The sequence below is a fragment of the Martinezella sp. CNPSo 3732 genome (assembly GCF_057784515.1).
Map to the genome: position 1 here is coordinate 440,472 of NZ_JBXSOO010000001.1, position 14,706 is coordinate 455,177.

The following is a 14,706-nucleotide window of genomic DNA, read 5'->3' on the forward strand; positions in this document are numbered from 1 at the left end:
CAAAATTAATTTAAGGATCTCCGTGCGCGGCAACCCTGGTACCTCCCGAGCCCTTAATCGGCGGCTCATTCTCAACCTGCTGCGAAGCCGTGGAGCGATGCCGCGTGCCGAAATCGCCACGGTGACAGGCCTCAGCCCGGCGGCGGTGACTTTCGTCGTCACGGAACTGGTCGAGGAGAGACTCGTCGTCGAGGGAAAAGCTCAGACCGGCGCGACCGGGCGGCGGCCCGTGCCCGTCGATATCAATTATGATGGGCACCTGGCTGTTGGCTTCAAGCTTCGCCACGACAGCATCGACTGTGTTCTGACCGACCTCGCCACGACGCCGATTGCCTCCTTCGATATGCCCGTGCCGAACACGTTGCCGGAAACGATGGTCGAGGCGATTGTGGCGGCGATCCCGAAGCTTCTTGCTGATGCCGGCCGCACCGGATCGCCGGTCATGGGGGTCGGCGTGTCCATCCCCGGCGAGGTGGATGCGGTCAAAGGCATCTGCGTTCAGAGCCCGCGCTTCGGCTGGCGGGATCTTGCTTTTCCCGAACTGCTGCGTGAGCGGGTCCATGTCCCGGTCTGGATCGACGACGACATCAGCGCCTTCACCGTCGCACAGCGGCTCTTCGGCGCAGGCCGCAATTATAGCAATTTCGCGACGATCGCCGTCGGTACCGGTGTCGGATCGTCACTGGTCATGGGGGGGGAAATCTATCACGGAAGCCATGGCTTGGCCGGGAAGCTCGGCCACATCATCACGGTTCCCGGCGGACGGCTCTGCGAATGCGGCAGACGGGGTTGCCTTCAGGCTCATACAGCCGAGGCTGCCATGATCGAGGACTGGGGCCGACAAAGGGGCGCAAAGGCCAATCGCGACGAATTCGCAGCCGCAATCGACGGCGGCGATCCGGCGGCCCTCCAGGTCATGGCAGAGGCGGGGGAGCTGATCGGGCGCCATCTGGCTGATCTGGTGAACCTGTTCGATCCCGAGGTTCTTATCGCCGGCGGCGAAGCCATGCAGTTTGGTGAGGCGATCCTCGAGCCGATCCGCCGTTCGATGGCGAAATATGTCTTTTTGAATATGCCGGAATTACTTCCCGATTGGGTGCCGGGCTCCTGGGCGCGGGGGGCCGCAGCTCTGGCGACTCAGCATTTCTTTGATCTGGATGTTGAATGATGCCGCTGCGCGCATGATCCACATATGCGCGCCGTGTCGCCGAGAAACCACCTACCTGAGTTCAGGCTCCTTCCTCATCGGGCGTCCCTTTGGCGAACCTGGCAGTCATCGCCCCTTCTGATTCCCACGGCAACTTCAGGCATGCGCGCGCCGTAACTCCGTGGGCGATTGTCCGTAGAGCCGGCGAAAGAGCCTCGCAAAATGGGAGGCGCTGTCGAAGCCGACCTCCAGTGCGATTTCAATGAGCGGCGCCTCTGTCTGGAGAACCAGCTGCTTGGCCCGTTCCATGCGAATGCGGGTGTAGACGGCGCCGGGAGAGGTTTTCATTTCCTCGGTGAACAGACGTTCGAGCTGCCGCCGGGACAGCCCGACCGACGCGGCAAGATCTTCGGTCGGCACCACGTCCTCGATATGGCTCTCCATGGTAATCAGCACGGCCTTGAGGCGTGGGTCCTGGCATTCGATCGCGAGTGGCTTACGCGGCTGAATATCCAGCCCGGATCGGGCGCGCTCGATCTGCAGCACTTCAAGCGCGTTTCGTTCGGCGTCACGGCTAATGTGCCGCCTGACAAGAAAGGCAGCCATATCGGCGGCGCTGCTTCCGCCAGCGCACGATCCGCGGCTCCGGTCGAGATTGAACAGGCGATCGGAGCGAACGGGGTTTTCGGGGAATTGCTCGCGGTAGGCCTGGTAGTGCAGCCAGCTCACGCAGGTCTGGTGTGTTTTCATCAGGCCGAGGCGCGCCAGAATGAAGGTGCCGGTGCAAACGCCGATCAGCGGGATTTTTTGAGCCGCGGCTTTCTTCAGATAATCGGCGGTCTGATTGTCAATCGTGATGTCCGTGTTCAAAAGTCCACCGACGACGACAATGTAGTGGAATTCCTTTGGGTCGATAAAGTCCGAGGTCGGCGCGACCTGAACGCCGCAGCTCGACGTAATGAGATGCCGGGTGCTACCCAATACCTGCCAATCGGCCAGCACCCTGCCCGATCTATCGGCTTCGTCGCTCGCCAATCTCAGCGTATCCACGAATAGAGCGAAGGCGGAAAGCGTAAATGATCGCGCGAGGATGAATCCGACCTTCAAGGGATCGTGCTTAGCTTCTTGTTTGACGGATTTCATGCAATGCCTCGACGGACAGACCTCTTTTATTTGATCTGGAAACCATAGGCCAAAGGATCTCGATCGTCGACGAAGATCGTATTGCGGCCGATGATCCGCGCCCAGCCCCGACGCTGGGCCTGATGTCGCGGAAATCTCCGATTTCAACGTCGGACTCGATATATGCTTGGAATACCGTGCCGATATCAGTGGCTCAGTGGTACCCCGTAAACTGGAGATAGGCCGCAAGGCTGACGGCGGAAAGCGCCACAATGGCAGCCGGGTGGGAAAGGCTCTTGCTGATGGCCGCGAGCAGCAGGCCGAGCAAGACGATGGCACTTCCCAGCAACGGTCCCTTATCGGCAAAGGACAATGCAAGGGCCGTCAGACTGACTGCCGCCGCGACCATCGTAACCGGCATCTGGTTTTGAAGACTGTCACCGCGGCTTGCGAAGGTCAGCAGAAACCTGTTCCAGCTCAAACCGAGGGAAATGCTCAAAAGTAGCGGCAGGAGAATGGACAGCATGAATATCGTCTCTTCCGATGGATCGATCGTAGAGACGCAATTCATGTGCCAATAGGTGCAGGTGTTGATCCGGCCGGGTATATCGGAGCCCAGGCATGAACCGCTGCCCGTTTGTGCGGCGATCTGCCGCTCCGTTCAGCACCCCGGCGGAATCGGCAGGCTCGATGCCCGCCAGGAAAAGGGAATTGAGATCATCGATAGCGCAGTCCCGCTTGCGTGACGATCACGTCCATCGGAATGTCATGAGCGAGCGGACGGATGGTATCGATCTTCTGCGATTCGAAGCCGACGCCGATGACCAAAGGTTTGCGCTCGAGGGCCGCAAGGGTTCTGTCGAAAAATCCGCCTCCATAACCAAGTCGGTAGCAGGCTGCATCAAAGCCGACCAGGGGCGCGATGACGATATCGGGAACCGCTTCCTTGCCCTCTGCCGGCACGGGAATGTTCCATACCCCGCGTTCAAGCCGCTCTCCCGTTTTCCATGATCGGAATATCAAGGGTTCTGCCTTGGCGACAACGACCGGCAACAGGCAATCCGCGCCGCGTGCCGCCAAGGCCACCATCCATCCTCGCAAGTCCGGCTCTCCCGAGAAGGGCCAGAACAGGCTGACATGTTTGCCGTCGATATCGGTGATAATCTGATCGAGATAGCTGGCAATCGCGCCTGCATATTCTTCTCGCTTTGCGATTGGCAGCGCTATTCGCGCGCCGATCAGCCTCTGCCGTTCGGCCTTTCGCCACGCGAAAATATCCGAGATCCGGTTCTCATTGGGTGAAATGCCGCTATAGGCTGGGTCGACCTCGTGCAGCATGCAGGCAGGCGACGCGTATTCGCGGATTGCCTCGCCGGTTTCATGTCGATCTGATTTTGCCATCTGCCCGTCAGAACTCCATTCCCCGGCTCGATGCGGAAACATGCTTGAGCTGCGACAATGATTTTTATATAGGGAATGATAAGATAACTTAATTCCTGAATCGAGATCTTTTCGTTGGACCTTTCATCAATCGAGATCTTCCTTGCCGTGGCCAGCGACCGCAGCGTGACCAAGGCTGCGAAGGCCGTGGGACGGGTGCCGTCGAATGTGACGACGCGTATCCAGCAGTTGGAGGACCATCTGGGCGTCCTCCTCTTCAGCCGCGACGGCAAGAAGATGACGCTGACGAAAGAAGGCGAGACCTTTCAGGTCTACGCCAATCGACTTGCCGCGCTCGCGCTCGAGGCGCGTCAGGCGGTCAGGCCCCAGCGCCCGTCGGGTACATTGCGCCTGGGAACGATGGAAAGCACGGCAGCAAGCCGACTGCCCGCCGCACTTAGCCAGTTCAATCATATGTGGCCGGATGTATCGCTCCAGCTGACGCTTGGCGCTTCCCGCGATCTTGCTCAAGATGTTCTGCGCGATGTTCTGGACTGTGCGCTGATCGCCCGGCCGCCAAAAGCAATGCTGAATGAAGATCCAAGTTTCGCGGCTGAACTCAAGCAGCTCGAGGCGGAACCGGTATTTGTCGAGGATCTGCTGCTCCTGCTGCCATCCGGGCATCCATCGATCCGGTCGGCTGCCGATTTGCGCGTCGGATCGATTGCTGCCCTCGAGCCCGGATGCACTTATCGCAGGATTGCAGAAGGCTGGGCGCGCAAGTCGAGCTCTCTGCCGACGACCGAACTTGGCTCCTATCATGCCATTCTGGCCAGTGTGGCGACCGGCAGCGCAGCCGGCGTCATGCCAAAGTCCGTTCTCGATCTCATGCACTGGCCGGCGACATCGGCGACGCACCAGCTCGCCATCGTGGACACGATCCTTATCTTCCGCAAGAATAATCGCCCGAGTTCCTTCGATGCGTTTCATGAAGTCCTCGGCGCCACCAAGGGCAAGAGCTTGCCGCTCGTGCCGAACTAGCCCGCGTCCTGCCATTCATCCAAGGGATACCCTTCTCTAAAACTGGTTTCATCATGCAGCATCCAGAGTCCCACAAGGCGGAGGCCAGCCGGTTCCGCCTGTTTTCCCCGATACTCGCCGGAGCCACCTTGCGCGAACGGCTGATCGCATGCCTTGGTGCCTTGATCGGCATTGGCCTTACCGGAGTCATCAGCGGCTATCTCTTCGGGCAGGGGCCGCACCTTCCGCTCATCGTCGCGCCGATGGGGGCGTCTGCGGTGCTGCTTTTCGCGGTTCCGGCAAGCCCTCTTGCCCAGCCCTGGTCGATTATCGGCGGCAACACCATTTCCGCCATGATGGGTATCATTGCCGCCTATTTCATCCGCGATCCGATCATTGCGATCGGGGTCGGTGTTTCGCTTGCGATAGGAGCGATGTCATTTACGCGATGCCTGCATCCGCCAGGCGGTGCCGCCGCCCTGACCGCCGTTCTCGGCGGCCCGGTCGTCGCAGGCTGGGGTTTCCTGTTTCCGTTCGTGCCGGTTGCCTTGAACTCCTGCATACTCGTGGGCCTCGGACTTGCGTTTCACAAGCTCTCCAGGCGCAATTATCCGCATGTCGTCGCAAAGCCTGCAGAGAATACCCATCAGACACGCGATCTGCCGCCGCCCTTGCGGGTGGGCTTTCGAGAAGAAGATGTCGATGCCGCCCTGGGCGTGCTGGACGAGACCTTCGATATCGATCGCGCCGACCTCAGCCGCCTCTTGCGGCAGGTCGAATTGGAGGCAGCGGTGCGATCGCATGGAGACATAAGCTGCGCCGACATCATGTCGCGCGATGTCATTGCCATTGGTGAGGATGCCGAGCCGGATCACGCGAGACACCTTCTGCTGAAGCACAATATTCGAACATTGCCGGTCAAGGATCGGGAAGGCCGTCTGATCGGTACGGTCGGTTTGCGCGAGCTCTCCGTCGGCCTCGATGCCATCACGCACGCCATATCGAAACCGGCTGTCGCCGATGCGGGCGATCCTGCTCTTTCGCTCCTGCCTGTTCTGACGGACGGACGCACACACGCGGTCATCGTCATTGATGCCGATCGGCGCGTTCTTGGTCTGATATCGCAGACGGACCTGTTGAGCGCGATGGCACGACTTCTACCGACTGACGATGCCCTGGTTCAGGTCGTCGCCTGAAACCCGCGCGGAGGTTTCGACATACTTCCATCTTCGGGCGATGACAATGCCGGTCAATGATCTACCGATTGGTGAGGAAGTCCATGAGCACGACAGCGTTATTGTGCTCGGTGTCTCTCGCACCATAAAGAAGCGTGACGGTCGATTGCCCGATTTGCTCTCTAAGCTCTTTCACGGCCTTCGAATTCTTCTCGAGTTCATCCTGGTAGCGCAGGCGAAACTCATCCCATTTTTTGGGATCGTGACCGAACCAGCGTCGCAGCTCAGCGCTTGGCGCAAGGTCTTTCAGCCAGGCGTCTATATGAGCGTCGTTCTTGCTGATGCCGCGAGGCCATAGACGGTCAACCAGGATGCGCTTGCCGTCGCCGTCATCAGCGGGTTCGTAAATTCGTTTGATGTGTAGAGGCATGTCCATCACCTTTCCGGGGCGGCTGCCCCTTGCCGATGATAACATCCGTCTGCGGAAGCCTGGCCGATAATCGGAGATCGGCGCAGCTTTCGCATTCTAGAAATCAGCGACCTTGCCCCAAACGGATGAGGCGAAGCGGCTTGGATGATAGGGCGTCGGATCGACGACAGGCGCAGCGCCGGTGACGATGTCGGCAATCAAATGACCGGCGCCGGGTCCGATCCCAAAACCATGACCGGAAAATCCGGCGGCCAGGATGAAGCCGGGAAGGCTCTGGATTTCCCCAATGCCGGGAACACCGTCCGGCGTGCTGTCGATATAGCCCGCCCAGGCGGCCGTGATCTTCGTCTTGCGAAGCTCCGGCAGGAGTTCCAGGGCTCTCGCATGCGTCAGTTCGATCGTGGCATGGTCCGGTCTTGGATCGAGAATGCGCATATGCTCCATCGGCGTCGCTCGGTCGAGCCGCCAACGCTTCAGTGATTCATGACCGGAGCGAAAGCCTTCGAGGCCTCCGGGCGACAGGCTTTTTCGCCGCTTGAGGAACATGGGAATAAATTGCGATGAGAACCGCAATTGTTGCGGCGTCACGTCGACTCGCCCACGGCCGCTGATCGCCAGCGTATAACCGCCGTCGCCGCGACGCGTAACCGACACGCCGCTGGTGTGCAAGGCATCGGGCAATCCTTCGGCGCCGGCCGAAACAGCCAGAATGGACGAGCGAACGGAGGCCTGAGGAAAGCGGATGTCCAACTGCCGGCAGAAAGAGGAGGCCCAGGCGCCACCTGCGAGAATCGCGGTCTTGGTGCGGATCACGCCGCTTTCGGTGATCACGCCGCTGACGCGTCCCGCTTCCGTTTCCAGGCCACGGGCAGCGCAATTCTGATGGATCGTGCCGCCGAGCTTCATGATTGCGCGTGCCACCGCCGGCGCCGCGTTGGCCGGATTGGCAGTGCCATCGGTCGGCGAGAAGACCCCGCCTTTCCAGATGCGCCCCGTGGCGCGGCCCCGTTCGCTCGCTGCAGCGCTGTCGAGCATATGCGTCGTGACACCGACTGTTCTGGCGAAGTCCTGCCAGCGCGCCCAACCGGCGATCTCCTGTTCGTCATTGCTGAGATAGAACAGGCCGCAGCGGCGGAAGCCTGTGTCCTCGCCGCTATCGGCGGCAAATCGCTCCCAGAGATCGAGGCTTTTCGTCGCGATCGGCAATTCTCGCCCATCGCGGTTCTGCTGTCGGCACCATCCCCAATTGCGGCTGGATTGCTCCGCACCGATCCGGCCTTTTTCGACAAGGGCGACGCGCAGGCCCGATCGCGCCAGATAATATGCGGCGAAAACGCCGACAATCCCGCCGCCGATCACAACGGCATCGGCGGACTTCGGCAATATCGGCGAGCTTTCGATAAGGCAAAGCGGTGCAGGCATGCGCAATCTCCCGGTTCACCCAAATCTACTCCATTGCTTCGCCACACGTTGCCGGAGATGGTCGAGCTGCCAAATTTTATGCCGTGATTGATGCAGTCTATAAACTATTGTGCTTCAAAGGAGATTTGTCTTGCCGATAGACATGCTAGGGCGATGTGCTACGCTCCATTTTGCGTAATAACAGCATTTTGTGCCGTCTTTCCCCGGCACTCTTTCAATGGCGGACCTCTGATGAAACTGGATCGGATCGATATCAAAATCCTCTATGAGCTTCAGAGAAACGGCCGCATCACCAATGTCGAGCTGGCGGACCTGGTGGCTCTTTCACCCAGCCCATGCCTGATGCGCGTCAAACGGCTGCAGGCGGAAGGATATATCGAAGGCTATTCGGCTCAGATCAACCTCGCCAAACTCGGCCAGACGCTGACCGTCTTTACCGAAATCACCCTGAAAAACCACCGGCAGATCGATTTCGCCCGCTTCCTGAACGTGGTCGAGAAAATCGACCAGGTGATCGAGTGCCATCTCGTCTCCGGCGGTTACGACTATCTCATCAAGTTCGTCACTGCCGGGATCGGTGAGTACCAGACCATCATGGAACGGCTGACCGACATGGATATCGGCATCGACAAGTATTTCAGCTTCGTCGTGCTCAAATCACCGATCGTCAAGTCGCATATGCCGCTGACCAGCCTGTTTCCCATGTGACAAGCCTTCCGAGGCAAGGTCGGCGGCTAGAGCCGATGATTTTAGGTCGAGTCGACCTAAAATCTGAATCCGCTCTAGAATCAAAGAAGTAGAGCGTGATGTCGTCCGAAATCCCCTGACAATTTTCGGCATCACGCTCTAGCCATGCCCATATTCGCGCTTGAGCTCCGGGTCCTGAACGAGATTGTCGAGCCAGGTCGGATCGAGCTTCGGAACCGACCCGAACAGCAGCTGCGAATAGGGGTGGCGGGGCGCATTCGCGGTCTCGCGTGTGATTTGCTCCACCTTCTTGCCGCCATACATCACGACGATCTCATCGCAGATTGCCTCGACGACCGAGAGATCGTGGCTGATGAAGATGTAGGACAAATGCAGCTCACGCTGCAGTTCCTTGAGGAGATCGATGATCGCGGCGGCAACGACGGTGTCGAGGGCGGAAGTGATCTCATCGCAGATGATCAGGCGTGGTTCGGCGGCAAGGGCGCGGGCAAAATTCACGCGCTGCTTCTGTCCGCCTGACAATTCCGACGGATAGCGATAGCGAAGCGCGCGCGGCAATCGCACCATATCCAGCAGTTGATCGACTCTCGCCTCCCGGCCCTTGCGATCCATCCCGTGATAAAATGCCAAAGGCCGCTCGAGAATATCGGCGATCGACTTTGCCGGATTGAGCGCGGTGTCGGCATATTGAAAGACGATCTGCATCTCTCGCAATTGATCGCGCGTACGCGATTTGGCGGCGCGATGCATGTCGCTGCCATTGAAGCCGATGGTGCCGGACACGGCCGGCAGTATTCCGGCGATTGCACGCGCCAACGTCGACTTTCCACATCCGGATTCGCCGATGATGCCGAGATTTCTGCCTTTCTCCACCTCGAGGCTTACCGATTGAACTGCGCAGACTGCCGGCAGGCCGTTGGGTTGGAGATCGCCATAGCCGGCGACCAGGCTGTCGATCCTCAGTACGGGCGCAATCGACCCGCTTGTTTTGCTGTCGCGGATGGCCTGCTTCGGCTCGAAGGCTGCCAACAACTCGCGCGTATAGGGATGGCTCGGCCGTGTCAGGATCGCTTCAGTCTTCGCCAATTCCTGAATTTCACCACCCTTGAGCACGGCGATGCGATCGGCGATCTGCGCCACGACCGCCAAGTCGTGGGAGACGTAAACGCCAGCAATATCACCGGCGCGAATGACGGATTTGAATGCTTTCAGCACGTCGATCTGTGTCGTTACGTCGAGCGCGGTGGTCGGTTCGTCAAAGATGACGAGCTTGGGTTCGCCGATCAGCGCCATGGCTGCGGCGAGCCGCTGCAACTGACCGCCGGAGACCTGATGCGGGTATCGTTCGCCGATCGTTTCCGGACTTGGGAGCGACAGCGCCCGGAAGAGCTCGATCGCGCGATGACGCGCTTGTTCGGGAGACATCAGCCGATGAATGCGGGTGACTTCGATCACCTGCTCCATGATCTTCGTGGCCGGGTTGAAGGCGGCGGCCGCGCTTTGCGGGATATAGGCAACCGTCGTGCCGCGGACCTTTGCGCGCTCGCTCTCGGAGAGTGCGGCCATGTCCCGGCCGTCGACCTGGATCTTGCCGGCGGAGATACGACAGCCCTCCCGCGCATGTCCCATGAGCGTCAGCGCAATCGTCGTCTTGCCCGAGCCGCTTTCGCCGATGAGCGCGATGATTTCGCCCTTTGCTATGTCGAAGCTGACATCCTTGATAATCTCGATGATCCGGCCGGAGTCTGTCCTGGCCTCGACTTTCAAGTTCCTGATTTCAACAAGGTTGGTCACCGTCATGCGCTCCTGTCCCTGATCCTGCGTGGCAGGTTGTCGATCAGCAGGTTGACGCTGATGGTGAGGCTGGCAATGGCGAAGGAAGGCACGACCACGGCAGGGGCGGCGAAGGGCAGGCCGCCGATGTTTTCGCGGACCAGGGCTCCCCAATCGGCATAGGGCGGCTGCAGGCCGAGGCCGAGAAAGGAAAGGCCCGACAAAAGAAGTACGACAAAGACGAAGCGCAGGCCGAAGTCCGCCAGGACCGGCCGGATAATGTTCGGCAGGATTTCGGAGGTGATAATATAGCCCACCTTCTCGCCGCGGGTACGTGCCACGGTGATGAAGTCCATCGTGTTGATGTTGACGGCAAGGGCGCGGGCAAAGCGATAGGCGCCGGGCGTATAGATGACGGCGAGCGTGATGATCAGCACAGGAATGGACGAGCCGACAGCGGCAACGACGACAAGGCCGAAAAGCTTGCTCGGGATCGAATTCAGGGCGTCGAGAAACCGGCTCAGGATCGTGTCGAACCATCCGCCGATGACCGCTGCCGTCATGCCAAGCGCCACGCCGCAAAAACAGCAAAGTGCCACAGCAGCCAAGGAAATGCCGACCGTGTAGCGGGCGCCCATCAGGACGCGCGAAAGCATGTCGCGGCCGAGATAGTCCGAACCGAGCCATAATTGACCGCTTATCGGACCGAAATAGTCTGTATCGACAATGTCACCGACGGAGTAGGGGACGATATAGGGCGCGAACAGGGCGATGATCGTCCAGCCGAGAATGATGGCGAAGGCGACGACGCCAACGAGGCTGACGTTGTAACCAAACAGAGATGAAGGGCGGGGAGCCAAGCTTTTCGTGATCATCGCAGCCTCGGATTCGACAGGATTGCAATGATGTCGGCGGCGGTGATCAGCAGGAGATAACCTAGGCAAAAGATCATCGCGCAGCTCTGGATCAGCGGCAGATCGCGGGTCGCGACCGCGTCCACCATCAGTTTGGCGATGCCCGGATAGTTGAAGATGGTCTCGACGATGATCACGCCGCCGACGAGATAGGAAAGCGAAAGCGCAATCGCATTGACGATCGGCCCGAGAGCGTTGGGCAATGCGTGCCTGAACACCATGCGGCTGCGTGAAGCGCCTTTGAGCAGAGCCATTTCGACATAGGGAGTCTTCAGCGTTTCGATAAGCGCTGCCCGGGTCATGCGGATCATTTGCGCGGAGATGACGAAGGTGAGCGTAATGACCGGCATGGCATAGATTTTCATGAGATCGAAGAGCGTATGGGCCTCGCTCGTCGACGACAAGGCCGGCAGCCAGCGCAGATAGACGGCAAACAGCAAGACCGCGAGCGTCGCGACCATGAATTCGGGCACCGATATGACGCCGATCGAGATGACGGTTACGAGCCGATCATAATAGGAACCGCGAAGCATGGCGGAGGTAATGCCGAGCAACAGTGCCAGCGGTACGGAGACGAGAGTGGTGATGGCCGCAAGTTCCAGCGTCGCCACCAGGCGGCCGCCGATCAGCTGCGCGACGGGCATGTTATTCGCATAGGAAATGCCAAGGTCGCCCCTTATCAGACCCAAAAGCCATCCCATGAACCGCAGGATCGCTGGCTCGTCGAGGTGCATGGCCTTGCGCAAGCCCGCAACCGCCTCGGGCGTGGCCGCCTGGCCAAGCAGGATCGAAGCAGTATCTCCCGGCAGCATGCTGGTTGCGAAAAAGACGGCGAAGGACACGATCAGCAAGGAGATGATCGCAATGAAAAGCCGGTTCAGGACAAGAATAGAAACCTCGGATCTCAAATAAGTTGCTCCTGCGGCGTTCTAAGGAACGAATGGCATTTGCGGGACGAAAATCCCCCGAGGCGGCGCCAGCCGTCCCCGGGAGAGATGTCCAGCGGCGGTCAGGCCTGGAGCCAGAGATATTCCGCCATCGCGTAACCCATCATGCCACCGAGCGGATTGGCTTCCAATCCGTGTACCTTGCTCGAAATGGCATCCACATTCGAGATATAGGCAGGGATGATGGTGCCCGCTTCGTCGGCGATCATCACCTGCATTTCGTCGTAGATCTGCTTGCGCTTTGTCTGATCGAGCAAACCGCGGGCTTCGATCAGCATCTTGTCGAATTTCTCCGACTTGTACTGGCTCTCGTTCCATGGAGCATTCGAGGCATAGAGGAGCGAGAACAGGATGTCGGGCGTCGGGCGCGGATTGATGTTGCCGAAATGGATCGGCGCCTTCAGCCAGTAATTATCCCAATAGCCGTCGGACGGAACGCGCTGGACATCGAGCTTCATGCCGATGTTTGCGCCTGCGGCCTGGATGATCATTGCCATATCGATCGACGAGCCTGCCGCGTCGGAGGCGATCACCGGAATGGACTGTCCGAGCACGCCCGCCTTCTGGAAATGGAACTTGGCCTTGTCCGGATCAAAGGCTTTCGGCTTCAAATCGTTGTTATGGTAGATGTTCGCCGGGGAAACGGGCTGATCGTTAGCCACTTCGCCAAAACCGCGCAATGCCGATTTGACGATCTGCTCGCGATTGACCAGGGACTTCATCCCGTCGACGAAGTCCTTCTTGTTCCCCGGCGTCATGTCGAGGCGCATGTTGAGGTTGGTGTAGTTGCCGCTTGTCGTTTTCGAAAGGGCAAAGCCGGACTGGCCATCGACCAGCTTCACGGCGCGGGGATTGATGGCAGCGGCAAGATGGATGTCGCCCGAGAGCAGGGCATTCACACGGGCATTGTCATCGCTGATCGCGAAGAACTCGAAGGAGTCGAGATAGGGCTGGCCCGACTTCCAGTAGTTCTTGTTCTTGACGACGACCGAGCGATTACCCGGATCGAAGGTTTCGAGAACGAAGGCGCCGGTGCCGTTGCCTTTCGAAAAGTCCGTCGTGCCGTTGGCAACGATCATGAAATGATGCAGCGCCAGAATGGTCGGGAGGTCGGCATTCGGGTCGGCAAGCGCAATTTCGACCGTCGACTTGTCGACGGCCTTGAAGCCGGTCATCTGGGCGGCGATCTTGGCAACCTTGGAGCCGACGCCCGGGTCGAGATGGCGCTTTAGCGAGAAGACCACGTCGTCGGCTGTCAGTTCCTTGCCGTCATGGAACGTCACGCCCTTGCGCAGCTTGATCGTCCAGATCTTGGCGTCCTTGCTTTCGATGCTCTCGGCAAGCTCCATTTGCGTCACGCCGGCCTTGTCGATGAAGGTCAGGCGATTGTAGAGCGAGCAGCAGCGCACATAGTCGGTCGACAGGGACGCCTTTGCGGGATCCAGCGTGTCGGCAGTCGAGGATGACCAGCCGGCACCCTTGAATGCGCCGCCGGAAACCGGCGTGGCTGCGACGGCCTGCGTGGCACGGCCGAGAATGATTCCCGCCGATGATACTACAACGCCTCCCGCCAGCATCAGTTTGAGAAGATCGCGCCGCGTTGCGCCGCGTCGGATGGCGTTCTCCACCATTGCGTCGTCGGCGGTGGTCCAGTTCGTAATTCCGTCAGTCATCTCATTCCCCTTTTTCTGTTGATTGATGGGATGCCCGTCTTGGTCGCAAGCTCTCCCGGGTTGGGTCACTGTCTTTCGGTCAGCCTTTCCTTGACCGCCGAGGCGAAAGCCGCCATCGACGTGAAGTGGTAGTCGGGTTGAGTGAAGTTTTCTGGCTCTATCGTGCCGCCATAGCCATTCTGCGCATGACGGCGCTCGATCCAGCAATTGGTCAGCCCAAGCTTTCGCGAAATGCCGATGTCGTGGTACTGGCTTTGAGCGACATGCAGGATGTCGTTCTTGCTCGCCCCTTTGCGGGCGACGAACTCGAATACCTGTTCGAAGAAGGCGGGATCTGGCTTTTCCGTGCCGGTATCGTCGGCCGTAAAGCTTGCAAAGAACGGCGAGCCGAGCTTCTTTTCGAAGTGATCGAGCGCCCAGCGGCGAGCATTTGTCATCGCGACGAGACGATGTGTTTTCTTGAGCTCTGCAAGTGCCGCCGCGCTGTCGTCGAACGCGTTCCAGTTGGCGACGGAATCACGCAGCCGCCGCGCATAACGATCTTCCGCCGGCAGGCCGAGTGCGGGTGCGATGACCATGTAGACCCGGGAGAGATCGTCCGGAAAGAGATCCGCCTCCTCGTTGTAGCGTGCCTGGCGATAGAGCCTCAGCGCTTCCTCGCCGTCGATGGAGGTGCCGGCTTCCGCCGCAATCTCGGCGAGGCAAGCCTTTATGCCGCCTTCGAAGTCGATGAGCGTGCCGACGACATCGAAGGTAAGATATTTGAAGTCCTGAAAGTCTTTGGCCAAGTCATGCTCTCCTTCATGATCTGCTGCGGACACGCCGCTTGCAGCATAAAATTCTGGCCCAAAGGGCGGAAATTCGTCCTGCCAAGGCCCGGAAAAGCCGGCTTTCAGCCGTTCTAGGAGGCAGTTTGGCAGTTCCTGAACGGCGAAGTCGCCGAATCGATAGTGTGCCGCGGCACAAAATTCCGAATTTCCGGCTCTGTCCGACAT

The 14,706-nt window shown here is 59.3% G+C and carries 14 protein-coding genes and 1 pseudogene; 4 read left to right on the forward strand and 11 right to left on the reverse strand.

Translation table 11 applies throughout. The features are described from left to right. The first annotated feature begins 22 nt into the window (after positions 1 to 22). Positions 23 to 1,168: an ROK family protein gene (locus AC13RM_RS01945; RefSeq protein WP_113229152.1), complete on the forward strand. Its 1,146-nt coding sequence runs from the start codon at positions 23 to 25 to the stop codon at positions 1,166 to 1,168. 135 nt (positions 1,169 to 1,303) lie between these two features. On the opposite strand, the gene AC13RM_RS01950 is transcribed toward AC13RM_RS01945, so the two are convergent. The 4 genes and pseudogenes from AC13RM_RS01950 to AC13RM_RS01965 all read right to left on the reverse strand — a co-directional run bounded on the left by AC13RM_RS01950 (position 1,304) and on the right by AC13RM_RS01965 (position 3,670). Next, complete coding sequence (locus AC13RM_RS01950) at positions 1,304 to 2,290, reverse strand: GlxA family transcriptional regulator (RefSeq protein ID WP_285172478.1); 987 nt, start codon at positions 2,288 to 2,290, stop codon at positions 1,304 to 1,306. A gap of 26 nt (positions 2,291 to 2,316) precedes the next feature. Next, positions 2,317 to 2,474 (reverse strand): annotated as a pseudogene (locus AC13RM_RS01955) (proline racemase family protein); the annotation flags it as partial. Positions 2,475 to 2,483: 9 nt separating this feature from the next. Next, a complete protein-coding gene (locus AC13RM_RS01960; RefSeq protein ID WP_069614447.1) occupies positions 2,484 to 2,795 on the reverse strand; it encodes a hypothetical protein in 312 nt (103 codons plus the stop codon). A 191-nt stretch (positions 2,796 to 2,986) separates the two neighbouring features. After that, positions 2,987 to 3,670, reverse strand: a complete 684-nt coding sequence (locus tag AC13RM_RS01965) for a 5-formyltetrahydrofolate cyclo-ligase (RefSeq protein WP_285172479.1) — start codon at positions 3,668 to 3,670, stop codon at positions 2,987 to 2,989. A 114-nt stretch (positions 3,671 to 3,784) separates the two neighbouring features. On the opposite strand from AC13RM_RS01965, the gene AC13RM_RS01970 reads away from it, so the two are divergent. Continuing rightward, positions 3,785 to 4,690, forward strand: a complete 906-nt coding sequence (locus AC13RM_RS01970; RefSeq protein WP_285172480.1) for a LysR family transcriptional regulator — start codon at positions 3,785 to 3,787, stop codon at positions 4,688 to 4,690. Between the two features lie 53 nt (positions 4,691 to 4,743). Beyond that, positions 4,744 to 5,865: an HPP family protein gene (locus AC13RM_RS01975; protein ID WP_285172481.1), complete on the forward strand. Its 1,122-nt coding sequence runs from the start codon at positions 4,744 to 4,746 to the stop codon at positions 5,863 to 5,865. 61 nt (positions 5,866 to 5,926) lie between these two features. On the opposite strand, the gene AC13RM_RS01980 is transcribed toward AC13RM_RS01975, so the two are convergent. Together AC13RM_RS01980 and AC13RM_RS01985 are read right to left on the reverse strand one after the other, a co-directional pair. Continuing rightward, positions 5,927 to 6,274 carry a DUF488 domain-containing protein gene (locus AC13RM_RS01980; protein WP_285172638.1) on the reverse strand — a complete coding sequence of 116 codons (348 nt, stop codon included), beginning with the start codon at positions 6,272 to 6,274 and terminating at the stop codon, positions 5,927 to 5,929. Positions 6,275 to 6,370: 96 nt separating this feature from the next. Further along, a complete protein-coding gene (locus AC13RM_RS01985) occupies positions 6,371 to 7,696 on the reverse strand; it encodes an NAD(P)/FAD-dependent oxidoreductase (protein WP_285172482.1) in 1,326 nt (441 codons plus the stop codon). A 231-nt stretch (positions 7,697 to 7,927) separates the two neighbouring features. On the opposite strand from AC13RM_RS01985, the gene AC13RM_RS01990 reads away from it, so the two are divergent. Then, a complete protein-coding gene (locus AC13RM_RS01990; protein WP_095438144.1) occupies positions 7,928 to 8,404 on the forward strand; it encodes an Lrp/AsnC family transcriptional regulator in 477 nt (158 codons plus the stop codon). 138 nt (positions 8,405 to 8,542) lie between these two features. Here AC13RM_RS01990 and AC13RM_RS01995 read toward each other — a convergent pair whose 3' ends face one another. The 5 genes from AC13RM_RS01995 to AC13RM_RS02015 all read right to left on the reverse strand — a co-directional run bounded on the left by AC13RM_RS01995 (position 8,543) and on the right by AC13RM_RS02015 (position 14,499). After that, complete coding sequence (locus AC13RM_RS01995) at positions 8,543 to 10,198, reverse strand: ABC transporter ATP-binding protein (RefSeq protein WP_285172639.1); 1,656 nt, start codon at positions 10,196 to 10,198, stop codon at positions 8,543 to 8,545. Positions 10,199 to 10,200: 2 nt separating this feature from the next. After that, complete coding sequence (locus AC13RM_RS02000) at positions 10,201 to 11,052, reverse strand: ABC transporter permease (protein WP_374816614.1); 852 nt, start codon at positions 11,050 to 11,052, stop codon at positions 10,201 to 10,203. Then, positions 11,049 to 11,999, reverse strand: coding sequence for an ABC transporter permease (locus tag AC13RM_RS02005; protein WP_374816613.1), 951 nt, complete (start codon positions 11,997 to 11,999; stop codon positions 11,049 to 11,051). The genes AC13RM_RS02000 and AC13RM_RS02005 overlap by 4 nt, the downstream gene beginning before the upstream one ends. A 101-nt stretch (positions 12,000 to 12,100) precedes the next feature. Next, positions 12,101 to 13,711, reverse strand: a complete 1,611-nt coding sequence (locus AC13RM_RS02010) for an ABC transporter substrate-binding protein (RefSeq protein ID WP_374816611.1) — start codon at positions 13,709 to 13,711, stop codon at positions 12,101 to 12,103. A 65-nt stretch (positions 13,712 to 13,776) separates the two neighbouring features. Continuing rightward, complete coding sequence (locus AC13RM_RS02015; RefSeq protein WP_374816610.1) at positions 13,777 to 14,499, reverse strand: HAD-IA family hydrolase; 723 nt, start codon at positions 14,497 to 14,499, stop codon at positions 13,777 to 13,779. Between the last annotated feature and the right edge of the window lie 207 nt (positions 14,500 to 14,706).

Bases quoted from the DNA above. Each gene is read 5' to 3' on its own strand.
- AC13RM_RS01950 (WP_285172478.1), bottom strand. From the start codon at position 2,290: ATGAAATCCGTCAAACAAGAAGCTAAGCACGATCCCTTGAAGGTCGGA.
- AC13RM_RS01960 (WP_069614447.1), bottom strand. From the start codon at position 2,795: ATGCTGTCCATTCTCCTGCCGCTACTTTTGAGCATTTCCCTCGGTTTG.
- AC13RM_RS01965 (WP_285172479.1), bottom strand. From the start codon at position 3,670: ATGGCAAAATCAGATCGACATGAAACCGGCGAGGCAATCCGCGAATAC.
- AC13RM_RS01975 (WP_285172481.1), top strand. From the start codon at position 4,744: ATGCAGCATCCAGAGTCCCACAAGGCGGAGGCCAGCCGGTTCCGCCTG.
- AC13RM_RS01980 (WP_285172638.1), bottom strand. From the start codon at position 6,274: ATGCCTCTACACATCAAACGAATTTACGAACCCGCTGATGACGGCGAC.
- AC13RM_RS01985 (WP_285172482.1), bottom strand. From the start codon at position 7,696: ATGCCTGCACCGCTTTGCCTTATCGAAAGCTCGCCGATATTGCCGAAG.
- AC13RM_RS01990 (WP_095438144.1), top strand. From the start codon at position 7,928: ATGAAACTGGATCGGATCGATATCAAAATCCTCTATGAGCTTCAGAGA.
- AC13RM_RS02000 (WP_374816614.1), bottom strand. From the start codon at position 11,052: ATGATCACGAAAAGCTTGGCTCCCCGCCCTTCATCTCTGTTTGGTTAC.
- AC13RM_RS02010 (WP_374816611.1), bottom strand. From the start codon at position 13,711: ATGACTGACGGAATTACGAACTGGACCACCGCCGACGACGCAATGGTG.